Origin of the sequence: Bradyrhizobium sp. STM 3562 (assembly GCF_045571435.1) — a bacterium.
Taxonomy (GTDB): Bacteria; Pseudomonadota; Alphaproteobacteria; order Rhizobiales; family Xanthobacteraceae; genus Bradyrhizobium.
Window position 1 is genome coordinate 1,505,772 of sequence record NZ_CP120694.1, and the last position, 24,366, is coordinate 1,530,137.

Annotated in this window: 21 protein-coding genes; 3 read left to right on the forward strand and 18 right to left on the reverse strand. The window is 61.5% G+C overall.

Annotation, left to right across the window (positions count from 1 at the left end; translation table 11 throughout):
• Positions 1-110 precede the first annotated feature (110 nt).
• Positions 111-938 (reverse strand): SIR2 family NAD-dependent protein deacylase, encoded by an 828-nt coding sequence (locus tag P6U23_RS06910; protein WP_407181361.1) that lies wholly within the window; start codon positions 936-938, stop codon positions 111-113.
• Positions 939-1,644: 706 nt separating this feature from the next.
• On the opposite strand from P6U23_RS06910, the gene P6U23_RS06915 reads away from it, so the two are divergent.
• Complete coding sequence (locus tag P6U23_RS06915; protein ID WP_407178815.1) at positions 1,645-3,159, forward strand: amidase; 1,515 nt, start codon at positions 1,645-1,647, stop codon at positions 3,157-3,159.
• Between the two features lie 110 nt (positions 3,160-3,269).
• On the opposite strand, the gene P6U23_RS06920 is transcribed toward P6U23_RS06915, so the two are convergent.
• The 17 genes from P6U23_RS06920 to P6U23_RS07000 form a co-directional block, all read right to left on the reverse strand.
• On the reverse strand, positions 3,270-3,566 hold the full coding sequence (locus P6U23_RS06920) for a hypothetical protein (RefSeq protein ID WP_407178816.1): 297 nt from the start codon (positions 3,564-3,566) through the stop codon (positions 3,270-3,272).
• A gap of 9 nt (positions 3,567-3,575) precedes the next feature.
• Positions 3,576-4,316: a hypothetical protein gene (locus P6U23_RS06925; RefSeq protein ID WP_407178817.1), complete on the reverse strand. Its 741-nt coding sequence runs from the start codon at positions 4,314-4,316 to the stop codon at positions 3,576-3,578.
• A gap of 25 nt (positions 4,317-4,341) precedes the next feature.
• Positions 4,342-5,460 carry an endo-1,4-beta-xylanase gene (locus P6U23_RS06930; protein WP_407178818.1) on the reverse strand — a complete coding sequence of 373 codons (1,119 nt, stop codon included), beginning with the start codon at positions 5,458-5,460 and terminating at the stop codon, positions 4,342-4,344.
• Positions 5,457-5,867, reverse strand: a complete 411-nt coding sequence (locus tag P6U23_RS06935; RefSeq protein ID WP_407178819.1) for a hypothetical protein — start codon at positions 5,865-5,867, stop codon at positions 5,457-5,459. The genes P6U23_RS06930 and P6U23_RS06935 overlap by 4 nt, the downstream gene beginning before the upstream one ends.
• A 7-nt stretch (positions 5,868-5,874) precedes the next feature.
• Positions 5,875-7,101: a glycosyltransferase family 4 protein gene (locus P6U23_RS06940; protein WP_407178820.1), complete on the reverse strand. Its 1,227-nt coding sequence runs from the start codon at positions 7,099-7,101 to the stop codon at positions 5,875-5,877.
• 9 nt (positions 7,102-7,110) lie between these two features.
• Positions 7,111-8,388, reverse strand: a complete 1,278-nt coding sequence (locus tag P6U23_RS06945; RefSeq protein WP_407178821.1) for a glycosyltransferase family 4 protein — start codon at positions 8,386-8,388, stop codon at positions 7,111-7,113.
• Positions 8,385-9,179 carry a WecB/TagA/CpsF family glycosyltransferase gene (locus tag P6U23_RS06950; RefSeq protein ID WP_407178822.1) on the reverse strand — a complete coding sequence of 265 codons (795 nt, stop codon included), beginning with the start codon at positions 9,177-9,179 and terminating at the stop codon, positions 8,385-8,387. The genes P6U23_RS06945 and P6U23_RS06950 overlap by 4 nt, the downstream gene beginning before the upstream one ends.
• Before the next feature lie 269 nt (positions 9,180-9,448).
• A complete protein-coding gene (locus P6U23_RS06955) occupies positions 9,449-10,888 on the reverse strand; it encodes a lipopolysaccharide biosynthesis protein (protein ID WP_407178823.1) in 1,440 nt (479 codons plus the stop codon).
• Positions 10,889-10,891: 3 nt separating this feature from the next.
• Positions 10,892-11,944, reverse strand: a complete 1,053-nt coding sequence (locus P6U23_RS06960) for an acyltransferase family protein (protein WP_407178824.1) — start codon at positions 11,942-11,944, stop codon at positions 10,892-10,894.
• A gap of 22 nt (positions 11,945-11,966) precedes the next feature.
• A complete protein-coding gene (locus P6U23_RS06965) occupies positions 11,967-13,046 on the reverse strand; it encodes a glycosyltransferase (protein ID WP_407178825.1) in 1,080 nt (359 codons plus the stop codon).
• Between the two features lie 9 nt (positions 13,047-13,055).
• Entirely contained in the window at positions 13,056-14,459 is a 1,404-nt protein-coding gene (locus tag P6U23_RS06970; RefSeq protein WP_407178826.1) for a VpsF family polysaccharide biosynthesis protein, read from the reverse strand.
• Positions 14,459-16,681: an AAA family ATPase gene (locus P6U23_RS06975; protein WP_407178827.1), complete on the reverse strand. Its 2,223-nt coding sequence runs from the start codon at positions 16,679-16,681 to the stop codon at positions 14,459-14,461. The genes P6U23_RS06970 and P6U23_RS06975 overlap by 1 nt, the downstream gene beginning before the upstream one ends.
• A 76-nt stretch (positions 16,682-16,757) precedes the next feature.
• The gene (locus P6U23_RS06980) at positions 16,758-18,218 is read right to left on the reverse strand and encodes an outer membrane beta-barrel protein (protein WP_407178828.1); all 1,461 of its coding nucleotides are present in this window, start codon (positions 18,216-18,218) and stop codon (positions 16,758-16,760) included.
• Positions 18,219-18,591: 373 nt separating this feature from the next.
• Complete coding sequence (locus tag P6U23_RS06985; RefSeq protein ID WP_407178829.1) at positions 18,592-19,755, reverse strand: acyltransferase family protein; 1,164 nt, start codon at positions 19,753-19,755, stop codon at positions 18,592-18,594.
• Positions 19,756-19,871: 116 nt separating this feature from the next.
• Positions 19,872-20,405, reverse strand: coding sequence for a polysaccharide biosynthesis/export family protein (locus tag P6U23_RS06990; RefSeq protein WP_051386676.1), 534 nt, complete (start codon positions 20,403-20,405; stop codon positions 19,872-19,874).
• A 170-nt stretch (positions 20,406-20,575) separates the two neighbouring features.
• Entirely contained in the window at positions 20,576-21,313 is a 738-nt protein-coding gene (locus tag P6U23_RS06995; RefSeq protein ID WP_407178830.1) for a metallophosphoesterase family protein, read from the reverse strand.
• A gap of 72 nt (positions 21,314-21,385) precedes the next feature.
• Complete coding sequence (locus tag P6U23_RS07000; protein WP_407178831.1) at positions 21,386-21,535, reverse strand: hypothetical protein; 150 nt, start codon at positions 21,533-21,535, stop codon at positions 21,386-21,388.
• A 594-nt stretch (positions 21,536-22,129) separates the two neighbouring features.
• Between P6U23_RS07000 and P6U23_RS07005 the strand changes: the two genes are divergently transcribed.
• Positions 22,130-22,900 (forward strand): exopolysaccharide biosynthesis polyprenyl glycosylphosphotransferase, encoded by a 771-nt coding sequence (locus P6U23_RS07005; RefSeq protein WP_407178832.1) that lies wholly within the window; start codon positions 22,130-22,132, stop codon positions 22,898-22,900.
• A 35-nt stretch (positions 22,901-22,935) separates the two neighbouring features.
• Complete coding sequence (locus P6U23_RS07010) at positions 22,936-24,351, forward strand: mannose-1-phosphate guanylyltransferase/mannose-6-phosphate isomerase (protein ID WP_407178833.1); 1,416 nt, start codon at positions 22,936-22,938, stop codon at positions 24,349-24,351.
• Positions 24,352-24,366 lie beyond the last annotated feature (15 nt).

Genomic DNA, 24,366 nt, shown 5'->3' on the forward strand with positions numbered 1-24,366 from the left:
CGAAGCGGCTGTCAGCGCCATCCTCGTATGTCCCTATATATGCTCTGCTTGCGACGAACTTCTGACGACGCGTTGGCCCCGCGAGCGCGATGGCGCTTCGCGCGGTCGCCTTAGTCCACCGCTTTCGCACGGGCCTGAAGATCAGCGAGAAACCCAACCAGCGAGCCGGCGGCATCTTCACCGTTTTCAGCAGTGACCATCTTTATTCCCCAGCGCGCAAGCAGCGCCTCCTGTACCGGGTTTGGCGACGGCATGAAGATGAAGGAGGGCGGGCGGTTTTTCTCGTAGCCGGACTGCCGCCAAGTACCCCAGATCCGGTGCAGCAGCAGGCGAATGTTTGGGTCCGACATGCTGTAGCCGATGAACAGGATCATTCGGCCGAGTGCGTCCGCCCGAAATAGAATATCGAGTGGCGAGTCGAAGGAGAGTCGGTCGAGAAAATCGTTTTCAGTCAGCACCAGCGAGGCGTCGTCGTCGAAGTCGCCATGGTATTTGACGATGCGGGTGACCCCGTCGGGGGCCTCCGCGATTTCCTTCGCATTTGCGATTTTCGCGTAAGGCCGACCGTGGGCTTCAAACGCCATCTCGAGATTCCGGTCGTAATTCGTGGTGTAAATGACCGGAAAATCCAGTTCCACGATCAGCCTGTGCAGATCGGATTTCGTCACCCGGTCCTCGGCGACTTTCCAATTCCGATCAAGCCAACTCCGCAGCGGACCGATGCTGCCGCGCTTGATACGATAATATTCCGCCAGCATCTGATGGGTTTCGCTCAGACCCTCGACGGTTCTGTGTTCAAGTCCGAGCTCATCAAGCAGATACGCGACGAGCCTGTCCCACGAGGGGAGGCCGACCGCCATGGATACGCCCGCGCCGGCGAAGAGGATCGTGCGCCGTTGCTTGATCGCCTTGGCCAGAACGTCCCTGTAATCTGACATTCCGTTCACTGCGCCGATCAACGCCTCCGCAGCGACGGCGCTCCTGCTTTGCTTGCCTCAGCCCCAAAAAGCCGAAGCCCCGCTACCGGCGGGACTCTCTTCAGTGATTGTTTCCTTGGCTCGAGCTTGCGCCAGTTCCGCCGCTGCCAGTCACGCCTGACGAGCCGCGGCGATTTCCTTGCGTGGTTCCCATGGAGCCGGTCCCTCCGCTCACTGAATTGTCTGGGCTCATTCCGGTCGTCCCGGACCGGCTCGACGCGCCGCCCGTCTGGCCTGCGGTACCGGAGCCCATTGCACCGCCGCTGGTACCACCAGTCGCGCCGGGTCCAGTTCCTGAAGCGCCTGCCGATGCACCTGCGCCGGCCCCGCCCGCTCCGCCGGCTCCTCCGCCTCCGCCGCCGCCACCCCCGCCTCCTCCGCCGCCCTGGGCCAGAGCAATCGTGCTGGCGGAGGCGAACGCAGCGGCGAAGATCAGTGTAAGCAAATTCATGCAACATCTCCTTGTTTGGACGATGGGCAATGACTGCTGCTGTCGTTCGTTCCTAAATTGATCCGCCACTAGGCCGCCTGAGAAGCGCAATGTGATCCATTGCGCACCGCGGCACTTTCAATGGAGAATGAGCTCTTCCGGAAACGGGTGTCCGCTTTTTCCGGATTGGGCTTTAACGTTCGATCAGGCTGGAAACGACGTTCAGGAGAACAAGTCATGGCAGTCAGACGACCCACCCTCGATCAGTTGCGCTCCGTCGCCGAAGATCTCGGCATGACCATGAGCGATGCCGAGCTGAAATCCTACGACGCTTTGATGCAGGCGAATTACGCCGCTTACGATGCGGTCGATGCGATGGCCGATTACGTGCCGCCGGTGAAATATCCACGCACGCCCGGCTATCGTCCCGAAGGTGAGGAAAACAAGTACAACGCCTGGTACGTCAAGACGGAGATCAAGGGCGCGCCCGGCGGCAAGCTGGCCGGCAAGAAGATCGCGCTGAAAGACAACATCTGCCTCGCCGGCGTGCCGATGATGAACGGCGCCTCGACGCTGGAAGGCTATACGCCCGATACCGATGCCACCATCGTGACCCGTATGCTGGACGCCGGCGGCACGATCATCGGCAAGGTGCACTGCGAATATTTCTGTTTCTCCGGCGGCAGCCACACCTGCGCGGCAGGCCCGGTCCACAATCCGCACAGGATGGGCTATTCGGCCGGCGGCTCGTCCTCGGGCAGCGCGGTGGTGGTCGCGACAGGCGAAGCCGACATGGCGATCGGCGGTGACCAGGGCGGATCAATCCGCATTCCCTCTTCCTTCAGCGGCATCTATGGGATGAAGCCGACGTATGGCCTCGTCCCCTATACCGGCGTGATGCCGATCGAGCTGACGCTCGATCACACAGGTCCCATGACGCGGACAGTGCGCGACAATGCGCTGCTGCTCGAGGTGTTGGCGGGTGCGGACGGGCTGGACCCGCGGCAGGGCGCGCCGAAGGTGTCGAGCTATACCGAGGCGCTCGGCGCCGGCGCGCGGGGTTTGCGCATCGGCGTGGTGCGGGAAGGCTTTGCCCACGCAAGCTCCGAGCCAGATGTCGATGCAAAGGTCAAGGCGGGCGCGGATCTCTTCGCCAAGCTCGGTGCGACCGTCGAGGAAATCTCCGTGCCGCTGCATCTCGCGGCTCCCGCGATCTGGTTGCCGATCGCGGCCGAGGGCGCCACCGAGTTCATGATGAAGGGCAACGGCATGGGCACCAATTGGCGCGGCCTTTACAACACCACGCTACTCGATGCCCATTCCGCCTGGCGGCATCGCGCCGACGAACTCTCCGACAGCCTCAAGATCACGATGCTGCTCGGGCAGTATTTCACCAAACATTATCGCGGGCATTTCTATGCCAAGGCGCAGAACCTGAACCGGAAGCTGCGCGCGGCCTATGATGAGGCATTGGCCAAATACGATCTCTTGCTGATGCCGACGCTGCCGATGAAGGCGACTCCGCTGCCGCCGCCGGACGCGCCGCGCGAGCTCTATATCCAGCGCGCGTTCGAGATGGTGCCGAACACGGCACCTTTCAATGCCAGCGGGCATCCCGCGATGAGTCTGCCATGCGGGATGAGCGACGGCCTGCCCGTCGGCCTGATGCTGATCGGAAAATATTACGACGAGCCGACCATCTACCGTGCCGCCGCGGCCTTCGAAGGCGCCGGCGACTGGACCAAGATGTAGTTCACGACGCGGCCGGCTTTGCCGAGCCGGCCGCATTCCCATTCCATAGCAGCTACGATGAATCTCTGGGTCATTGCGAGCGCAAGCACAGTGCAGGACGTCGCCATGGCTCAGTCTTTCCAGGGACTGAAACTTTTCGTATCGCCTGGCCTGAGGCCACCGAGATGGCGGAGCACGTTGTCGTAGCCGCGGTCTGTCGACTTGTAAATGAGCGTATCGTTGATTTCCTTGCCGTCGCCGGTCAGGCGCAAATGCAGGACGAGGGATCGATCGTCCTGCATGGTCGCGGTACCGGTGAAAGGCATCGATGGCCTGGCATCCGAGGGCGACGGCTTGACGTCATCGGCGACGGCGGCGCTGCTTGCGCCGAGGAGCGCCACGACAAGAAGTCCGTCGAGAAGCCGCATCGACAGAGCCTATACGATGTCGTTTCGCCGCCACACGCCAATGACGCGTCCGGTCTTGGGATCATCGTCCTCGCGCAGCATTTCGAACGGCGGTGGAAGCTTGAACGGCGGCGCGCAAAGGTTGAGGTGCCTCACCTGGCCGAATTTGATGTCGGTATTGCTCCGCGCGTTAGGGTAGGTGGTCGCCAGAAGATAGCGAATGCTGGACTTCCGGAATTGCGTGAGGGCAGCCTGGACCGCCTCGTCGGGGAAATGGATCATCAGGTCGCGCGCGAGCCAACTCTCCACTGGCGGAAGTGGATCGGAAAGCACGTTGAGCTCCATGAACTCCGTATATGGGTATTTCTTGCGATTTTCGACGATGAGATCGTGCACGATATCCGCGCCGACGTAGCGAAATCCCGGCGGCCATTTGACATGCCGCATCCAGTGAAAATCGCCGCACGGCGCATCGAGCAGCGAGCGGATGGAATGACGCTGCACGAATTCGAGAAGCTCGGCCCTGATCGATACGGTTCGCCGAAGCTCGGCGCCCCATCCGCTGCGGCTCTCGCCGTTGTTCCACCAGTTCTTCCGGAAAATGTTGGTGAAGACGAGCTTCGGGTCGTCAGTCCCGAGGCTCTCCACCGTCATCCGCTCGTTGATGATCGAACGCAGCCCGGAGGGCGCGTTGTTGCGGATCGACGAGTAAAGCCGCGGCGTGTGCCGCTTCAGCAGCAGCGCGGTTCCGGTTACAGCCTTGGAAAGCATGCGGTGGCTCCTGGCTCTTACGTGTTCAGCGCGCTCGGCCATTGGTGGACAGCGCCGGGCGACGGGCATTCTCGAATGACTGCGCGATCACGTTCCACAACGGCTTTGGCTGCAGGTGGTCGTCATAGGGCAGGGGTCGGGCAGGCCGCGTGCTCCTGTACTTGCTCATTCCGCGATAGAAGGAATAATTATCGGCAAGCTCCCAGCAGATGAGGGCCTTTACCGCGGGATGACGCAGCGTCGGCTGCAGAAACTCCTGCGCCGTCTTGGCGACCGCGGCGTCGCGTGCGGCGACATCGTCGGGAAAGGTGCCGTCGTAGACGTCGAATTCGGTGATGTAGATGTCGACGCCAAGGTCCGCCAATTGATGCAGGAATTCGTCGAAGCGGCCGGGATCGTGCGGATACTGCGGCTGCAAATGGCCCTGCAGGCCGACCACGTCCAGCTTGATGCCTGCGTGCTTGAGGTCGGCCACCAACTTCAGGAGGCCGCTGCGCACGGCAAGTCCGACCGCGTCGTCGCGCTCGGTCTGTGCCTCGTTCAGCACCAGTTTGGTCTTGGGATCGACCTGCGCGGCGCGTTTGAAGGCGCGGGCGATATAGTCGGTGCCGAAGGCGTCGTACCAGGGGCCGACGCGGAAGCCGCCGGGCGCGCGGTGCCCCGGCCAGAACGGCTCGTTGACGACGTCCCAGGACTGCAGTCTGCCCACATACCGCGCGACGACCTCGTCGATGTAGGAATCGAAAAACGAGCGCCGCTCCTCGACGCTCATGCTCTTGATCCAGGGCGGCACCCATTCGTTCCAGATCAGACAATGGCCCCGCATGGCGATCTTGTTCTGGTCGCAGAATGCGAGCATCCGGTCCGCCCACTCAAAATGCTTTGGGCCGGGCTGCGGCGCCACCCGGGCCATCTTCAAGGCGACGTCGGTGGTGATAAGCCTGGTCTGCGTGGCAAAGAGCTGACGATACGCTGGGTCCTTGTCGATCACCTCGGCCGCAGCCGCGCCGAACAGGTAGCCATTATTCGTGGCGATCGCGCCGAGATTCTCGCTCGGCGTTGCGGCGGCCTTCCGTCCGCCACCGGCGGCGGCAAGGCCGGCAACCGTCATTTGCAGAACATCGCGGCGCGAAAGCGAGCTCATTCGACAAGACCTTTGATCTGCTGGCACGGGGTCGACGAGGTGGACGACGTCCTGACGATGTCGGCGAGAGAGCGCGCCTGAGCCAGCTCCCGCTTGGTGAGAAAGTGCAGTGTCGCGCGCGGATAGGCCTCGCAGAATTGCGAGAGCGTTGCCGCGGTCGCCGCGATCGTGTCCCGCTTGGGAACCACGGCGATCCCGCCATCCTTCAGAATGTAGGCGTCCTTCACATTGGTCATCGCCGCAGTCGCCAGGCATCGCTTGAACAAATCGTCAAAATCATTCGGCTTAAGCGTCAGGTCGCCACCAAGGCCATTGAGTAGATACTCCCGGCTCTTCTCGCAATTGTCGGCGCGTGCTGCGCTCGCGGCGGATGCGAGCAGGATCGCAGCGATAGCGAGCCGCTTCATGTGGTCCTCAAGCCGGATAGGCCGGGCGCGCGGAATCGAGTCGGCGCGGCAGAACTCCGTCCATCGGCGACGCAGCTCCAGCGACATTCTCTGTCGCGAATTGGGTCAGCCCATAAGTCTCGGCGGCACAGCGCTTCCATGACAGGTTGTGGGCATGCGCAAGAGCACCTGCGGCAAGCGTCGACCGCGTTGCGCTGTCCGTCGCGAGCGTGGTGATGGCCCGCGCGATCTCATCCGCCGCGGGCGGCACGAGAAGCCCGGATTGCCCAGCGACGACTGCGTCGGGAACGCCGCCGATATCGGTTGCGACGCTCGGCAGCCCGGCGGCGCCGGCCTCGAGATAAACCAAGCCAAACCCTTCCACGCGGCCGGACGATTCAGGCAGTCCCGTGAGGCAGAAGAAATCGCTGGCGCCATAGATGTCGCGGATCTGCTCGTTCGATAACGTGCCGAGAAAACGCAGGTCGCAATCGGCGGCCGCCGCCGAGTTCCGCAACTCCGCGACATAGTCGGTTTCGCCGTCGGGTCCGATCAACAGCCAGGTCAGCCGCCTGCGCAACTCCGGCGACAAATGCCGAAGCGCCTCGAGCGTCAACAGGTGCCCCTTGCGCCGCGTCAGCCGCGCGACGGTCACCATCACCATGCGGTCGGCGCCAATCCCATGCGCCGTCCGCGTCGCCGCGCGTGTCTGTCGGCCGCCGAACCAGAAATCGGCTACGCCGAGCGGTATCGCGTGAATGCGTTGGCTATCGACCGTGAATCGCTGGCGGAAGAGGTCGCGCGTGTAGCGGCTGTTCGCAGCGATGATCGTCCGGGAGCCGAAAACACCGGCGGTGCGAATGGCGAGGCGCTTGAGTGGCGTCTGGGTCTCGTTGATTTCGGTCCCGTGCACGGTCATCAGGATGCGTGCCTGTGTCAGTCCGCGCGCGAGCGCGAGTGGGATGAAGAAGGGCCAATCGGCGGCGTGGACCACGTCGAAGTAGCCCGACACGACCTGCCGGCGCGCCAGCGCGATCTTGGACGGCAGATCCCGCATCGAGTGCAGGCCGCCGCTAAAGCGGCGGATCTCAAAGGGCAAGCGGCGATCATCCGCCGACCTGTCCTTCCCATAGTCAGGTGCAACCACGGTCACGTTGGCGCCGAGCTCCGTCGCGGCGACCGCGATCTCCCGCGCATAGGTTCCGATCCCGCCATTCGCAGGCGAAAACTCGCTCGTGAGCAGGAGAATGTTCACGGCGCCACCTCAGTAGGCCGACGAGGCGACCGTCATGCCTCGTGCGTTCTGGATGTCCTGATGGTAGCGAAAGACGCGTGCAAGCTGCTTGTTCGGTGTGAAATCGGAGATGGCACCTGCAACGCGCACGTGATCCATCTCTCCGTTGCTGATGGCGTCGCGCAGAGTGACGAAGCGCTGCGCCACCGCTTCCGCCATGTCGTCGACCGAACCGGCCCGCTGGACCAGAAAGCCGCTCTCGCCGTCGTGAATCACGGATTCAAGCTGTGGCAGATGCACGGCGACCACAGGCCGGCCGACCGCGAGCATTTCAAGCACGCAGCGCGGCATGCCCTCGAATTCGGACGTCAAGATTCCGGCATGCGCGTGGGCGAGCGTCGCCGCCATTCCGGCGGCATCCTTGAAGCCGTGGCGAATGGTGATGTCCTCGATCAACGCGTAATCGGTAAAGCGATGCGGATCGCTGGTCCCGATATAGTGGAATTCGACCCCCTCATCGAAGCGCTTGCGAAGGCGGTCGATGGCGCGGAACATCAGCGCCGGGTTTTTGAAGTCGTCGAGCCTTCCCGCATAGACGATCCGGAAGGGATCGATATCGCGGTCCAGCGGCTTGGGCTGAAAGATCTCGGTGTTGACCCAGGTCCACAACGTGTCGATCTTGTCCTTCTGACGCGGATAGGTCTTCTGCAGCCGCTCGGTAATGAACGGGTTGACGCAAAGGAATTTCGCACTGTTTGCCACCGCAAACCGTTCGCCGGCGCTGTGCACGAACCAGTATTTGCGCAGCAGCGAATCCATCTGCAGCTTCGGCACGCCTTCGCCATGCAGCATCTGGACGAAGGGCAGCCGCAGCACGACCGGCAGCCAGGAATATTCGACGCGACGCAAATCGATCGTGCAGCGTCGTGAACGGATAATACGCGATATCGGGCCAAAGAAGCGCAGCAGCGCCAGGAAGAACTGGCCGGTCAGCGATCTTCTCAGGCTGCGGGCAGCTTCCCGCGCCTGCAGATCCGAATAGTGCAGGATAGGTAGGAAGTCGAAGGTTCGGCCGCGAAATGTGAGCCTGTGAATCTCACCCAGCTTGAGATCACCCTTGGCGTCGACACCGATGAACAGTAGATCAGTATCCGCGGGATGAAAGGTGATGAAGTCCCGAATATAGGTCTCGAGCCCGCCGACTTTCTCGCCGCGGGGATCGAACGGGTGAATGAGGCAGATCTGGTAGCGGGGCTGGCCGTAGCTCGCGTTGCGCGCGCGCAATGCCAATGTCACCGAAGATGTCATGCGGCCTTCCTCATCCGTGCGGTGAGAATTTGCGGGATCGTGCGCGCGACCAGCCGTGGGACGACGGCCATGCAGCGCGCATAGCGAGGGCCTAACCGGCGCGGGTCGTGCAACATCCGCCACGCCCATTCGAGCCCAATTTTCTGCGTGATCGAAGGCGCCCGCGTTTGTGTGCCGGCGATGAAGTCGAGCGCAGCACCGATGCAGAGCATCCCGGTGCCCTTGAGCTCGTCGAGGCAACGCGCGGCAAAGAGTTCCTGGCGAGGCGCGCCAAGCGCAAGGAAACAAAGCTTGGCGCCGGAGGCGCGAATGCGTTCGACGGCGGAATCCGCTTCGCTCGAATAGGGATCGAAATTTCGACCCGGCGCGTAATAGCCGGCGATCTCAAGACCCCTGAACTTTTCACTCAGTCGTTTGGCGGTCAGCGCGAGTGTCGGCTCGTTCGAACCCAACAGGAATACCGAGAGTCCTTTCTTCTGCGCCTCCTGGCACACCGGTTCGACCAGATCGGCGCCGGTGGTGCGGCTGACTGGAGTCCCGAGCAAGCGGCTGAGTACGACGATCGGAAAGCCGTCGGCCGTGACAAAGCGAGCGCGACGATACGCCGCCCGAAATTCCGGCCGTTGCTCCAACTGCACGACATGATCGAGGTTGAGCGTACAGACGCTGAAACTATCGCCGTTTTGCGCGGCGGACACGATCGATGAAACAGCTTCTGGAAGTGATGGCACGTTGATCGTGATCCCGTCGACCATGAGGTTGCGTCGTTGTTGCGTCTGTGCGTGCAACATGTCGATCCCTTGATGACAGTTGTAATAACAAACGCATGATCAAAGTACCGTCTGCTTGCCCGCTGCCAGCGCAACGGGAACAATTGAAAATGAATCGTCGTCAACGAACGCCGCGTAAGTAATCGAACTATTGCGACGCAACGATGGCGGTGTTGACTCTCGAGATGCTGAAGTTGTCGGCAACACATTCTTCGCGAGAAGAGCTGCCATGCGGCGAACAAGCGTGAATGTTCGTGAGTAACATTGCGGCGAACGCGACATCGAATGTTTCATGTTTCCGATTGCTGCTGGCGCAAGCGAAACATCTTGAGCAATGCGGGCGCATAGAACACCGCAAGCGCGGCGGCATAGATCGCGGCGCCGAGCACGACATGACTGGCCAGAACAATCAGCGACGACGCTTCCGGCAGCATGTTCAGCGCAGCCGCCATGATTGCGGTGGCGACGGCGAGCGGCGCGAGATGTTCCAGCGGAAGCGTCAGGCCGAATCTCAGAAAGGCGATGGCAAAGCTCGTGCTCGCGGCAACGAGCGCGGCGACCACGGTGGCGCCCGCCGCGCCAGTCAAGCCCCAGCGACTGACGAAGACGAAGCTGAGCGCAAGGGTTACGGCTGCATCGATGGTTGTAACGATCGCCAGCAATCCGGTGCGATGATGCAGCAGGAACGTCTGGTCGACAAAATGTGCGCGGAGACTCCTGATCGAACCGGCGAGCACGGAGAGCGGGAGAATGGCGAGCGTGACCTGTCGGAAGGCAGGGGCAATCAGGAGATGCACGATCTCCAGGCGCAGCATGAAAATGCCGGTGATGCAGGGGGCAAGAATTGCGATCAACAACGCGCTGTTGTCGGCAAGCTGGCGCATGGCAACCTTGGCGCCGTGGCGTTCCATGCTTTTGACGGCGATGGGATAAGCGGCAGCCGTCACCAGCATGGCGGCGAAGGTCGCCGCCCGCTGGCCGAGGCCGTAGCCGACGGCGAACAAGCCCGCAGCCGCCACGCCCAGCATATCGTTCACGACAAAGCGCGACGCGTTGAGCCCGACCCAGCCGAGCGCGCCCCCAATGATCAGGGGAACGCCATATCGCGCTGCGTGGTTGATGATATCGCGATCGAGCGGCCAAAGGCCGCGGCCGCAGCCGATTTTGGGTAACACGATGAGCGCCGCGGCCAGTTGGGCAATGGCATAGCCAACGAGCGGCCATTCCGCGGACCGATCGATCAATTTGATCAGGATCATCCCGATCACGAATCCGAGCGCAGGACCGACCGTCACCTGGATCGAGTAGAGGGCGATCTGGTGTTGAACCCGCGCGCGGTCGGCAAGGTAGAGATTGAGCGTGCGGCTGGCAACATAGGCAACGGTTGCCCCGACGAGCCTGCCATTGGCCTCGGGCGCGATCACCATGAAGAGAATGGCGACGACGATCAGGCTCTGCAGGACGACGGAGCCGAGCAGCACCGCATTCTCGGTGCGATAAAATCGCGCCGTGTCGCCTTCGTCCTGATAGCGGCCGAGAAAGCGTAGGGCGTATTGCGACCACCAGGCAAGAAACACGATCTGCAGGAGCTCGTGGGTTGCGGTGACCAGCGTGATCACGCCGAGCGTCGGCTCGTCGACCACGTGGGTCCAGACGATCATCGCAACCAGTTGGGCCAGCGGACCGACGATCTGCGCGGGCATATAGAGCAGGGTGTTTTTCAGCAGCATGGGTCAGGCTCCCAGCCATCGGCAGACGCGGCGAGGGACGAATTCCCTGACGATCAGCAAGGCGGCAATGCTGCCTGCCGCCGCAACGGCAAAGGTGATCAACGAGGCGGCCGCCGGACCAAGTTCGCGCAGCGGCGCGTGGTCACGCATTAGCATCACGAAGAAAATATGCCAGAGATAGATGAAGTAGCTGCCGGAGCCTAGCGAGGCGACGAACGGCGCCTCCACATCGAAGGAAAATAACAGGAAGCAGAACAGGGCGGCATAGCCGAAAAACGCCATTGAATCGTAATAGCCGGCATCACCCAACTGAAACAGCCGCACACCCGCGTAGATGCCATAAGTGACAATCGTAGCGGCGGCGAGCAACGCGCGTGCGTCAGGGAGCGCGGATTTGATGGCGAATAGGCCGGCCAGCGTTCCGAGCGCCATGAAGGCGAACCAGAACGGAATATCGCGCATGCGGGCTTCATCGATCATGCTCTCGGTGAAACCAAGGTGCGACAGCAGCGGATCGAGATAGCTGCCAATGAGCAGTCCAAACAGAATGGCAAGAAGCAGTAGAACGACCAGACGGGTCTGGAATTTCGGGCTCGACGAGGCGGCCGCGAACACCAGCCACAGCACGATCGTGCAGCCGATATAAACGAACACATAATAATAGACGAACACGTAAGCGAGAGCGAAGCGGGCCAGCGTCGTGGTCGGACGGTGGTCCATGGCCGGATTATGCAGCGCCATGTAGATATAGGCGGCGGCGAAGGCGATCGCATAAGGAATGACGGCCGCCTTCAGGCGCTTCATGAGCGGGACCTTGCCGGAGAGCGCGGTGAGATAGCCCGAGACGAACAGGAAGATCGGCACGCACGGCCGTAACACCGAGTCGATCGCAAGTTGCCCCGCGCTCAGCGGCTGCTGCAGGGAATGAATGCCGATCACCATCAGGATCGCGAGACCTCGCATGGTATCGATGGCGGTATCCCGGCTGGCGGCGCCTGTCCGCACGCGCGGATTGGGGATGGACGGAAGTGAATCTTGCGCCGCCAGGGACGTCATCTGATGCAATCCGGACCTGGCCTTAATGCTCGACGACATGGCCGCCGCCATGCTGCAAGGACACAGGCGCCTCGCTTCTCGCGAGGCTGGCGATCAGGCCAATGACGGTGTCGCGGTCGGCGCTTGCCAGGGCGTTCCAGCGTCGGAGGTTCTGCGTATCCAGCGCGACATAGCGCGATCGCCACTCGTGATCCGACAACAGCCCGGCGATCCTGGCGGCGGCCGCTGCGGGGTCGGCCGGATCGACGAAGATGCCCGAGGCATCCAGCACTTCGCGAAAAATGGCGGCGTCGGGCGCGACGATCGGCAGCCCGCCATATTGGGCTTCCAGCAGGGGCAAGCCCAGACCCTCCTCGTGAGAGGTGCAGATGAAGATGTCGGCGGCGTCAAGCAATTCCCGCACGCGATCTTCAGGCTGATAGCCGTGGAGCGTCACGCCGGGACAACGGTCGAGCGCCTGCCAGTCGTCGCCCCAACCCTGCCGTCCGACGATGTCGAGCGTCGCATCGGCAAGGCCCTGCGCGCGTAGCGCTCGTACAATTCGCGCTGCTGCGATAAAGTTCTTTCTCGGCTCGACCGTTCCCAGCGCGACCAGCCGCAAGCCATGACCCTGGCGTTCGGCGCGGCCCGCGGCGTTGAGTCCGAAGACATTGCGGACCGGCGGTCGGTAGAGCGTGATTGCCGCATCGGGGCGGCAATGCGCCGCCAGCTTCTGCCGGGTGTCGCAGGAATTGGCGAGGAAGCGGGGATAGCTGCGCAGCGCAAGGCGGAACGGGGCGGCCATATAGAGGCGTGCCCGCAGGTTGAGATCGGCCGGTCGCGACAGCAGGAAAATGTCATGAATGTAGGGCAGCACGCGGGACGCGAATGGCCGCAGCAGAGGGCTCGGCGGAAAGCCGGGACAGAGCAACACCGACGAGGGCGCTGCGAGCCGCAGCGCCAATCCAAAGGTCTGGCGCATCACCATTTGACGCGTGCCGTGGGCCGTGACCGGAACGACATCCAGAGGTGCCAGAGCCTTGCGGGAGAACAGTTCGAGCGTGATGCGTTCGAGGCCGGTGACGTGGCGCCCAAGGTGGGTGTGATCGACATAGATCGTCATGGAGTGGCCTCATGCGTATGCCGGAACCGGCCGCGGTCGGCTCTGGGGACTGACAAGCGGCGCCACCTTGCGCTCACGCGGCAACAGTAACGTGATCAAGGCCGCAAACTGGGCAAGCTGGATGTTCTTCGACGAGAAGCTGACTGAACTCGCCGCGATGATCGTGATCAGCAGCAGGATCAGCCACGCCGCGCCCGTCGCGCGCTTCAGGATTTCCGTGAACAATCCGGCCAGTCCGAACGTCAGCAGCACGGTGGAGACGATGCCGAACTGAACGATCGAGGATATCCAGAAATCCTCGATGCCGAATTTGAGGCCATAGGCCGTCTGCAGCGCGGATGCGCGGACCGGATCGGGACCCAGAATGAGTTCCTGCCACTGAAAATGGGACAGCAGGCTGAACGTGGCGTAACGCGCCGAGGTGCTGCCTTTGTCGGACGAAAACCGCAGCAGCATCTTGTCAAAGATGCCGTGATCGAGCGCGATGAAGATGAGCGCAGCCCCGACGAACACGAGGCAGATTGCCCCAACCACGGCCAGGACCGAGGTTCGGCCGCCGCACAAGACACGGAGGACCCGTAAACCCGCGGCGATGCCCATAATAATGAGTACGGTGACGAGCGAGGTCCGGCCGCCGAATGCCATCAACGAGGCGAGAGAGAGGGCGATGAGCGGCAACCGCACGATGGCCGGCGGGCAAATCGCCGGACGGAAGACGAGCGCAATGATATAGCCGGCGATCACGCCGGACGCCGTCAGCGGGTGACCGAGCAGCGCCGAGGCGCGCCACTCGCCGGTGACGACCACGTTGCCGAGTGTCAGCGGAATCAGCCGATGCCCGGTGTGATATTCATAAAAGCCGATCACGATGTTGATCAGAATGGTGAGGTGGAGCACCCAGATGATCGGCCGCCGCTGCCAGGAGGAGAGTTGCCAGATGACCAGACACAGCAGAAGCGGGAGCAGAAAGGTGTCGATGATCACCGTAAACGGCCGTTCCGTCAGCACCATCTGAACCAGCAGACAGACCCAGCAGAGCAAATAGAACAAGAGGAGCTTTGCCCCGGAAAACATCCGGATGATGTCTCCGACCGGATCTCCTTGGCGGATCGCAAGCAGGATGAAAGCGAGCACGGCGAAATAAGTCGCCGGATGCAGCTTTTCATAGAAATTCCCGCCCGAGGTCATGTAGTGGATTTTCCAATGTGTCAGCATCCCCGCCGACATCGTGAAGATGCTGGCCACGGCGAGCAGCACCAGTCCCGTGATCGCCGCATCGATGAGCTGGATCAATGCGGCTGGCCTTGCGACGATGCTTGACGGCTGGCGGCCGGGCGCCGCGGCCCGAGCCGCCGCGCGCGGCGCTCTCGGCCCGGCAAGGCTCGCCGGCGGCACTCGGGGAGCGAACGACATTATCGTGCGGCCTCGACGGTGAGGCCGGAGGTGGCGTAAGGCTTGAGATAGGCCGAGCTCTGATAGTAGTCGTAAAAGCGCAAGCGGCTCAGATCGACGCGTGTCAGCACCGTGCCGAGAATCCGGTCGTGCACCGGTGCGAGCAGGTCCATGGTGTGAGAGAGGACCTCGCCCGGGGTCTGGTCCCACGCTAAGGCCAGCACGATACGGTCGGCAAGCTCGGCCAGGGCGCGGCCGTCAACCAATGGCACCAGCGGCGGGGAATCGATGACGACCAGCTCGTAGCGATGGCGGCAGTGGTCGAGGACATCGACCATCTGCTCGGAAAACATCAGCTCCGTGATGAATTCGGCCCGCTTGATGGTGGTCGACGGCAGAATCGACAGGCCGGTGCTCGGATCCACCAGGATCGCCCGCTCCACGGGGGCGCGACCCGTCGCGATCTCGAGCAGCCCGGTCTCGGCATGCGGGCAGAGCGAGCGCGTCAACTGCGGATTGCGAAGATCGCCGTCGATCAGCAGGGTCTTGATGCCCAGCGTTGCCAGCGACTGCGCAAGATTGGCGGCGAGCGTGGTTTTTCCCTCGTTTTCGAGGGCCGAGGTCACCAGCACGACCTTGACCGGTTGGACCCGCATCGTTCGTTGCAGCGCCAGTCGAATGGAGCGCACGGCTTCCGCGAAGAACGTGCCGGGCGCCTCGATCGCGTAGCGCATCAACGGCGGCTGCAATGGCGCCGGCAACAATGTCGTCGTCTTGGGGTCATAGCGGTCGAGCTCACTTCGGCCTCGTTTGGCCCGCCCGGCGAGTTCGCCGGCGCTGATGAGCGGAACCGCGGCCAGCGCCGGAACGCCGGAGATCTCCTCGGCCTGATCGAGCGTCTTCACCCGTTCATCCAAGTAATCCGCGATGAACGCGAGCACGCTCCCGATGCCAAGCCCCAGCGTCAGCGCAAGACCGAGGATCAGAAACTTCTTGGGCCAGGACGGCGAGATCGGAATGCTCGCCTTCGTGACCACGTGGGAATCCGGCAACTGCAGCGCCTGCTGGGCCGTGCTCTCCTTGTAGCGGGCAAGATATGATTCATAGAGTGTACGGTTGGCTTCGGCCTCGCGCTGTAATTCGCGCAAGCGCACCTGAGCCTGGCCTGAGGAGGTCGCTACGCCCTGCAACTGGTCGAAGTTCTGCTGCAGTGAAGCCTCGCGGGAGCGCGCAACGTCGTAATCATGCTGCGTACTCTGCAGGATACGCTTGATCTCATCATCGATCAGGCGCTGGGTGTCGCGGAGCTGGGCATGGACGGCAGCTACCGAAGGATGGCGCGGCCCGTATTTGCTCAAGAGATCGGCTTCGTTCTTGGCGATATCTGCATATTGCGTGCGCAGCCGGGCGATGACGTCCGAGGAGATCGCCGCGTTGATCCCGCCGGGATCGCCGCCGTTCTTGGATAATTGACGGGCCTGCTCGTATTTGGCGCGGGCTTCCGCGGTCTGCACCCGCGCGGCGATGAGTTGGTTGTTGAGGTCGGTCAGTTGCTGATCGTTGACCGTCACGCCCTGTGACACCGTGAGGTTATTGGCGGCCCGATAGTCCTCGACCGCCTTTTCCGACGCCACGACCCGCGACTTCAGCTCGTCGATCTGCCCGTTGAGCCAGGTCGCCGCGATTTTGGTCGCGTCGTTCTTGGCGCGTACCTGTTCCTCGAAATAGGCGTCGGAGACGGCATTTGCGATCATCGCGGCCTTGCGCGGCGATTGAGAGCTCACATTGATGTCAACCAGGAATGTGGTGCCCTGGCGCGCGACCTTCATTCGCCGCTGCAGGATGTCGACGGCCCTTGCAATCGCTGCATCTTGCGGGCTCGCGCCGCCCTCAGGACCCGCCGTCTTGAAGAACGACTTTATATAGTCGAGCACGTTGGGCGGCGGATTAAATTCCTCGTCGCTCGTGAGTTTGAGTTTCTCCACCACCCGTTGCAGGATGGCGATCGACTGGATCAGCATCGCCTCGCTGTCGATGGTGGCGTCGTCGGTGCCATAATTCGAGGTCTCGACCGACGATTGGTTCGATTCGATCGCGGTGGTGCGCCGCGGATCGACGAAAACCGTCGAGGTCGCGGTGTAGAGCGTCGTTGCCAGGATGAAAATATAGATCAGCGCGAGTGCGGCCAGCGCGGCCGAGCTTGTTGCCACGAGCTTCCAGCGCCGGCGCAGGATTCGCGCCATTTCACGTAAATCCACCGTCGGCTGCGGCCATTTTGTGGTTGCCGGCGGGGCTTGTTCCTCCGGCACCGGAGGCTGGTCAAAACTGCGCTGTAACATTTATCCCAACCAGGTGTTTGTCGAAGTTGAAGACCGGCACGTCGCTGTTGCGGTTGGCGTACTGGTGATAGAGAGAAATGTAGCCGTACCGATTGAGCATGTATTTGATGCGCGCCTCGGTGCTGACGACATGGTCCTTGCGGACCATCCCGAAGAACCGATCCATCTCGTAGGCGCCGCTCAGTGACAGGATGACGTTACGGCGCAGCTCGTAGTCGGCGCCGAGCTGCAAGGCGTTGCCGAGCACGCCCGTGGAACTGGTCTGCGAGGTTTCCGTGACGAGCTGCTCGGCCTTGAAATGGAGGTCGAGCAGGCGTGTCGGTCGCCAGGTCACCATGGCACGATAGGAGGGACCTGCAATGGTGCCGATGGTCGGGTCAACGAACTGCTGCTGCACGTAGCCGGCGCCGATTTCACCCGTGATGAGGTTGTTCAATCCAAGGGTGATGCCCGAAAGCGCCCGGTATCCTTGCGAATCCAGCGGCTGCCCCGGGTTCCCCCGAACGTTGCGTTCATTGCCTTCGGCGGCCGCGAACCAGCCGAACATTTCCGAGATGGCGTAATCGGCCCGGCCGTGAAGCGAATAGACCTGGCCGTCGAGGCTGTCCTGGTTGATGACCGCGCCGTTCTGCGCGCGGGTCGATCCATAATCATAAGAGTCGGTCCGAAAACCGACTGACGTTGTCAGACGATTGAATTCCTTGCGGACACTGACATCGCCGGAGAAGAGATTGTAGGGCGTCGGCTGAACGGCGCCGGCCGGCGAGGCCAGCGTGCCGACGCCGACATTCAGATGTGCGACCTCGAAATTGGTCAGCACCGCGAGATCGCGGGAGATATCGTACCAGGCATTGCCCTTGAGGCTGGCGTTGGTCTGATCAAGTCCAGGATTGGCCTTGTAGGCTGTTTCTTGTGCATCAAACGTCAGGTCGATGCCATGCCGCTCCCAAAGCGTATGCGCGCGCAAGCTGGGCTCGATCACCGCGGCGATATCCGAGCGCTTCATGATGTTGGACGAGAAAATATTGCTGTCGTAGAACGCGCCGGCCATGAAGGATGGCAGGAACATCCACGAGCCGTCGCGAATTCCGACCTGCTCATATCCCGGTTGTTGTCGAGTCTTCACCGGCGTGTCCTCCGGAGCCACCTCCTCACGGCTGTCCCGATCCGTCAGCAGCGGCAGCGGCGTCGGATCGAATATCCGTTGGGCGTTCCATGGCGGAGCAACTTCTTCGGTCGTCATAGGGACTACCTGCGCTTTCGCCGGTGATGCGAGGCTAAGCGCAATCGCCGCAGCGGGTACCGGTGCAAACTTCAGACCACGACCGCGCAGTGATCTCACGGAACGAGCGATATCTTCACTCACGTTCACGTGTGAGATTGCAAACGCACACATTTCACCATCTGTCCTTTGTGGGAAGCGACGAACGCCGCTACTCAACTACGTTCGATCGTTGCCCAAAAAAACATCGTGAAGTTCGTTTGCGGTCCACGTATCCATCTGCGTCGCACGGCGTTGAGTGATGAGCTTCAAGGGTGTCCTTCACTGCAACGAGAATGAAGAAGAAAAGTTTTCCGCGCCGCAAAAAGAATTTGCATTCCAAAGAGACGAGACTATGGCGAGCCAGTAAGACGAACGTGAGAGCCGCGCGAACGCACACTGTGAATCGAAACAGGGTGAATCGCGTGCGCTGACATGTGTGGATGCACGCTGCGCAGGAAATGCTGAGCAAAGCTGTCGCGATGTTGAGCAACGCAGCGGTTCCAATGTTACTTGGGAACACTCTTCGCAGCATATCGGCAACCGTTCAACGTTAACGTCCCGTATCGTCCGGCTTCGCCGGCAAAGGAACGAGCAATCGGTCGGCGAGAACTTTCTTGAACAGTCGACGCGGTCGCTCGAAGAGCGCGCTGAAGCCTGAGGCAACAATGATGCACGCTGCGCACAGGCAAGCGAATTCCAGCACCACCAACAAGGTAATCGCCGTATGGCGCGTTGGACGATGAGTGGCGTCGAGAAAGTGCATGTAGAGCCTGATCAGCGGATAGTGAGTGACGTAGAGCGAGAAGGAGAGGTCGGCAAAGCGTCGACTCCAATCCGTCAAATGCTCTGCCAGCACCGAACGGATGCCCGATTGCGGCATGGCCCGGTTAAAAAACGTGATCAGCACATAAGAGAAAGACACTGCCAGAAGCAGGTCCCGGAGCCAAAAATGCTCCTTGCCGAACTCGAGGCGGCCGAAGACCAGCGCGCCAGCCAGCATCACGGGCGCCGGCCAGCGCTGGCGCGGAAAGCCGGCCGGGACGAACCAGAGCGCCGCGCCGATCAGCCAGAACGGGAAGTCGAGGACAACATTGGTGTCGTCAAGGGCCGCGAACTTGAAGGACAATGCGACAATCAGCGCGACGCCGGCGCATGCAACGACGAGCCAGGCTGAAAACACCCGGGCGAAGATGGCGACCATCACGGGGAACGCGAAATAGTACACCACTTCGTTCGAGATGCTCCACAGCGGCAGATTGTTACAGAGCGGCCTGACCAGGAAGTTTTGAAATCCCAGCGCATTCCCGAGTACGGTCTGCGGCGTGTCGTCGCATCCCAAGTTCGGCGCGAACTGTTGCAGCGTGGCCGACAGAGCCGTCGCCGCGATCAGGACCGGCCCAATTCGGATGCTGCGGTCCAGCCAATACTCGCAGATGTCGCGCGGCGATCGCATGTCGATGCGAAGGACGGCTCCGCCGACCAGGTAACCACTGAGAACGAAAAACACGATCACCGCGTCGTGTCCGAACGTCGTGATCATAAAGAAGGCACTGCTGAGCCAGTTGCGTGCAATCAGAGAGTCATAGGGAACGACAAGCGTCGAGCGGACGTGAAAGAACAGGACGAGCAGAGCGGCAATGGCGCGAGCGAAGTTCAGCACATGCGAAAGTGCCATCGTTGGCGCCAGCGGATTGACAGTAGATCTGTGCATCATGGCATGCCGCAATCCGTTCCTTCGTTGTGAAGCCGAAAGCGCGGGTCAGACGAGGATATCGCCCCGGATGCGCGGCACGTGGGCGGCCGCGCTGGCGCAACGTCCTTCGATGCGCGTTAGAACCAGCGTTCGGGGATGCGAATATTGTCGCCGGGAAAGACCGGGATCGGCGCGTCCAGCGAGTAGACTTCCTCGGTCCCCGCTCCCGCGCGCCGCAGATAGACCTTGTTTTCGTTGGCGCGGTAGGTGAAGCCGCCGGCGCTCGCCACGGCATCCAATACGGTCAAACCGAGGCGATAGGGATATTCGCCGCCCTTCTTCACCTCGCCGAGAATGTAATAGGGCCGATAAAGCGCGACCTCGACGTTCACGCGAGGATCGCGGACGATGCCCTTGGCCAAGGCCGAGGTGATCGCGCTCTCAAGCTGTCGCGTTGTGAGACCTTCGGCGCGGATGCGGCCGGCCAGCGGAACCGAGATGTGCCCGGTGCTGTCGATCTCGTACTCTCCGGTGATGTCGGGCTCCCCGTAGACCTTCACGCGAACGCGATCATTCGGCCCAAGTACATAGGTGGACGCGGTCGGCGCCGGCAGTGAGGCATGTTGCGCCCAGGCCACGGAGCGAGAGGCGAGGCCTGACGCGGCAAACATGCTCAGAGCAAGGAGTAAAGAGAATCCGACGGCGCGCGTCGATCGTCGCTGCATGAGTGTATCCCCAAGAGACAGGCAAGAGACAGAAATCAGCGGCGAATGATTGTTGATCAAAGAAGGCAAAAAAATGTGAGCGAGACGTCTGTTGTCTGCTCATGCAAAGACATCACTCATAGAAACTGGATCGAAGTGTCCTCGAGAATAACACATGTTAAAATTCCGGAGCGCCATGCGCCGGTGTCGATGTTGATCCGATTGGAGCGCACGTCCGGATGCGGAACCGGTGTGTGTCCATGAACGATGAGCTTGCCGTGATCGCGAGGAGAATCCAGAAACTCACTTCGGATCCAGAGAAGGTCCCGCATCGTCTGTCGATCCAGGGGAACGTTCGGCTTGATGCCAGCATGCACGAACAAATAGTCGCCGCAACAAATCCAGGGCTTTAGGCATTTGAGAAACAGCGCGTGTGCTCTTGGAAACGCACGACAAAAGCGCTGATGCAGATCATAGTGGCTCTCCGCGCCGTCGTGACGCAGGGACACGCCGTAGGAGGCGAGCGTTTGCATGGCGCCGAGCTTGAGCCACGGGGAGAGAATGGCCGGATCGTACAGGAAACGCTCCAACAGTTCCTCGTGATTGCCGCGTAGGCAGACTGCGTTGTTTCGGACCAGGCGGGTCGCGAGCAGATCTATGACTTCTTTGGAGTCCGGACCGCGATCGACGTAATCGCCGAGATAGATTTCGACTGCGTAAGAGACGGGCCTGCGCCACAGGTCCTCATCGATACGCTCCATGGTTTCGCTCAGCAAATCGGCGCGGCCATGAACATCGCCGACGGCGTAAATGCGCGTTTCTGCTGGAGTCGAATGAGCGATGGGTGGAGAATCGGTAGCGGATCGCCGTGGCATGATCCGCAATAGCCATCATGGAACCGCTTCCCGGTCAAACAAAAGCGGAGTTGTCCGGATCGGCGCCCGCGCTTAACAGAAAATAAACCGGACGAACGCGATGATCGCGACCCAGGCCATCATATTGGCAAGCAGGATCCGGTTCCGGAGCTTGCGATCGGGTGGATCGCGCGGCTCGAGATGCGGGTCGACCGGATACGGCTCGGCACGTTCAGCGCACATCGATGCCTCCCCGCGCGGTCGAGAGACAGGGAAAACGTCAACTGGAGTTGTAACGTCCTTTCGCAGCGGCGCTATCATAGGAGAATTTTGACACTTCCGTATCGACTGGTGCAAGCCGGGTAAGTACGGGAGCAACGCTTATTTTTCCATGAAGCCTGTCGCGTAAAAGCAAATCCAGGCGTCCGGCGGACGCGGGGCTTTCGTCGCTTTCGAGGAAACATGCGCAAGTTTTCACCGTTCGCTCGCGCGCAAAAGGTTCCTAATTTTTTAATTCTGCATGGCTGCGTCGAGATGTGCGCAGCGTATTTTTTGCGCAGGTCACACTAACTGCTTTTCGCAGCAGAGATTTTCTGCGACGCACAAGCAAGTCGACGCCGCGTTGCGAAATGGAAGCGCAACATTTTCGTTTCGCTGCCCAATTTCGTTCAAGAACTTCGGAAAAATTTTAGACAAAGGCGGATCATCGCGTGGTTTGTGCTTGCTAGAGTTCGCATCTGCGAAAGTCACGGTGGCGGCTGGGCGCCGTTGCCGAATGCACCGCTGCGCTGTCTTCCGCCGGTTGGAGTGACCAACTTTTCAGCAGAGGCAAAAGCCATGGCGGCCACCATCGCAGCGCGTTTGCAACAGGACAATGTCGCGCCGTTTCGCAGCGAGCGAGGATTCATCGCGGTCAGACCGGTCGAATGCGGCAGCGGCGCCTACGGATATGGAAGACACAGATACGGTCGCCGGCACGCGCGCAACGCATCGCGCATCGAGCCGGCAAGTTCGCTTAGAAAGCGCCTGTTCGATATCGTTGCGGCAGGTACGGCTCTGCTGTTTTTTGCACCGTTGTTGATCGCGATTGCGATCGCCATCAAGCTGACCTCGCGAGGGCCGGTGCTGTTCTTTCAGTATCGCTACGGCTATCGCAATCGTCGTTTCAAGATCTACAAATTCCGCTCGATGCGCGTCGACGCCTGCGATGTGGCCGGCGTGAAGCAGACGGTGCAGGGCGACTCGAGGGTCACCTGGATCGGCAGGGTCTTGCGGAAAACCAGCCTTGATGAAATCCCGCAGCTCTTCAACGTGATCAAGGGCGATATGTCGCTGGTCGGGCCCCGTCCGCACGTGCCGGGAATGCTGGCGGCGGATCGTCTTTATGAAGACCTGGTGCCGTATTATTTCCAGCGCCATACGACGCGGCCCGGGATCACGGGCTTGGCTCAGGTGAGCGGTTACAGGGGCTCCACCGCGCAAGCCGATCCTGCGATCTCGCGGATCGATTACGACCTCTCTTACATCGAGAATTGGTCACTCCGCCTGGACATCATGATCATCCTGCGAACGATCCGCAGGGAGTTTCTGTCGGGCAGCGGCTTCTAGTTCCGTTGAATTGTTTGATCAGCATGGGTGATGGCATGGCGACGCAGGCGGGCGGCCGCATAACTCCCGTTCTCTTGTCAGGCGGAGAGGGGTCGCGGCTGTGGCCGCTGTCTCGCGAAACCTATCCGAAACAGTTGCTGTCCGTCCTGGGCGAACGAACGCTGCTGCAGGAGGCCGCGCTGCGCGTCGCCGATCGGTCGCTGTTCGTCGAACCGATCGTGATCGCGGATGTGCAACATCGTTTCATGATCGGTGAACAACTGCGCGGCGTCGGACTGTCCGCAGCCACGATCGTGCTAGAGCCGTTCGCGAAGGGAACGGCACCGGCCGTTGCGACCGCCGCGCTGCTTGCGGTTCGCTCGGATCCCGATGCCATGCTTCTTGTCATGCCGGTCGATCATTGGGTTAGGGACCGCGCCGCGTTTCATGCCGCACTTTCCGATGGCCTAGCCGCCGCGCACAAAGGACGCTTCGTCCTGTTCGGCGGCAGCCGGACAGGAGAAAAGCAGGCCGGAGGCGTTCAGGCCGGTTCGGCGGTGGAAGCGATTCCGGCCGTGCGCTATGCCGCGAGCGGTACAGATAACGCCGACTTGACGGCGATCGGGACGTGGTCTGGCGACGGTCACGGAATCTTTCTGCTGCCGGCATCGCAGCTCATCGATGAACTCGAAGCACGCGCGCCGGACCTGCTGAGCGCGTGTCGTGCCGCGCTTGCGGGCGCGACCCGCGATCTCGATTTTCTGCGCCTGGAGGAAGCGGCTTTCGAAGCCTGCCCGGCCGCGTCCGTCGAGAAGGTCATGGCGGAAACCGGCAAGGCCGTGGTCGTCGAGGCGTCGTTCGACTGGAATCACGTCGGGAGCTGGTCCGAACTGTGGGGCTTGGGCGACAAGGACAGCGCCGGCAACGTAGCGGTCGGCGACGTGGTGCTGGAAGACTCCTCCGGGTGCTATGTGCGGGCCGAAGGTCAGTTGGTGGTTGCGCTCGGCGTGGATGATCTGGTCGTAACCGCGACACCGGACGCGGTGCTCGTGACCAGGCGGGACCGCGACCAGGACGTCGCCAGGATCGTCGAGCGCCTGAAGACGAACGGCCACCGCTCGGCGACCGAGAGGCTCAGCGTGCATCGCCCATGGGGCTATTATCAATCGATCCATGCCGGCGAGCGCTTTCAGGTGAAGCGGATCACCGTCAATCCCGGCGCCAAGCTGTCATTGCAGAAACATTATCACCGCGCCGAACACTGGGTGGTCGTCAATGGGACCGCGATCGTCACGCGAGATGACGAGGAAATCATGGTGCGTGAAAACGAATCGGTGTTCGTGCCGCTGGGCTGCACGCACCGGATCGAGAATCCGGGCAAGGTGCCGCTCAACCTGATCGAGGTGCAGTCCGGATCCTATCTCGGCGAGGACGACATCGTTCGGATCCAGGATATCTATCATCGGGTCTAATTCCCGATGATCGGC

Bases quoted from the DNA above. Each gene is read 5' to 3' on its own strand.
- P6U23_RS06910 (WP_407181361.1), bottom strand. From the start codon at position 938: ATGTCAGATTACAGGGACGTTCTGGCCAAGGCGATCAAGCAACGGCGC.
- P6U23_RS06915 (WP_407178815.1), top strand. From the start codon at position 1,645: ATGGCAGTCAGACGACCCACCCTCGATCAGTTGCGCTCCGTCGCCGAA.
- P6U23_RS06920 (WP_407178816.1), bottom strand. From the start codon at position 3,566: ATGCGGCTTCTCGACGGACTTCTTGTCGTGGCGCTCCTCGGCGCAAGC.
- P6U23_RS06925 (WP_407178817.1), bottom strand. From the start codon at position 4,316: ATGCTTTCCAAGGCTGTAACCGGAACCGCGCTGCTGCTGAAGCGGCAC.
- P6U23_RS06930 (WP_407178818.1), bottom strand. From the start codon at position 5,460: ATGAGCTCGCTTTCGCGCCGCGATGTTCTGCAAATGACGGTTGCCGGC.
- P6U23_RS06935 (WP_407178819.1), bottom strand. From the start codon at position 5,867: ATGAAGCGGCTCGCTATCGCTGCGATCCTGCTCGCATCCGCCGCGAGC.
- P6U23_RS06945 (WP_407178821.1), bottom strand. From the start codon at position 8,388: ATGACATCTTCGGTGACATTGGCATTGCGCGCGCGCAACGCGAGCTAC.
- P6U23_RS06950 (WP_407178822.1), bottom strand. From the start codon at position 9,179: ATGTTGCACGCACAGACGCAACAACGACGCAACCTCATGGTCGACGGG.
- P6U23_RS06955 (WP_407178823.1), bottom strand. From the start codon at position 10,888: ATGCTGCTGAAAAACACCCTGCTCTATATGCCCGCGCAGATCGTCGGT.
- P6U23_RS06960 (WP_407178824.1), bottom strand. From the start codon at position 11,944: ATGACGTCCCTGGCGGCGCAAGATTCACTTCCGTCCATCCCCAATCCG.
- P6U23_RS06965 (WP_407178825.1), bottom strand. From the start codon at position 13,046: ATGACGATCTATGTCGATCACACCCACCTTGGGCGCCACGTCACCGGC.
- P6U23_RS06970 (WP_407178826.1), bottom strand. From the start codon at position 14,459: ATGTCGTTCGCTCCCCGAGTGCCGCCGGCGAGCCTTGCCGGGCCGAGA.
- P6U23_RS06975 (WP_407178827.1), bottom strand. From the start codon at position 16,681: ATGGCGCGAATCCTGCGCCGGCGCTGGAAGCTCGTGGCAACAAGCTCG.
- P6U23_RS06985 (WP_407178829.1), bottom strand. From the start codon at position 19,755: ATGATGCACAGATCTACTGTCAATCCGCTGGCGCCAACGATGGCACTT.
- P6U23_RS06990 (WP_051386676.1), bottom strand. From the start codon at position 20,405: ATGTTTGCCGCGTCAGGCCTCGCCTCTCGCTCCGTGGCCTGGGCGCAA.
- P6U23_RS06995 (WP_407178830.1), bottom strand. From the start codon at position 21,313: ATGCCACGGCGATCCGCTACCGATTCTCCACCCATCGCTCATTCGACT.
- P6U23_RS07000 (WP_407178831.1), bottom strand. From the start codon at position 21,535: ATGTGCGCTGAACGTGCCGAGCCGTATCCGGTCGACCCGCATCTCGAG.
- P6U23_RS07005 (WP_407178832.1), top strand. From the start codon at position 22,130: ATGGCGGCCACCATCGCAGCGCGTTTGCAACAGGACAATGTCGCGCCG.
- P6U23_RS07010 (WP_407178833.1), top strand. From the start codon at position 22,936: ATGGCGACGCAGGCGGGCGGCCGCATAACTCCCGTTCTCTTGTCAGGC.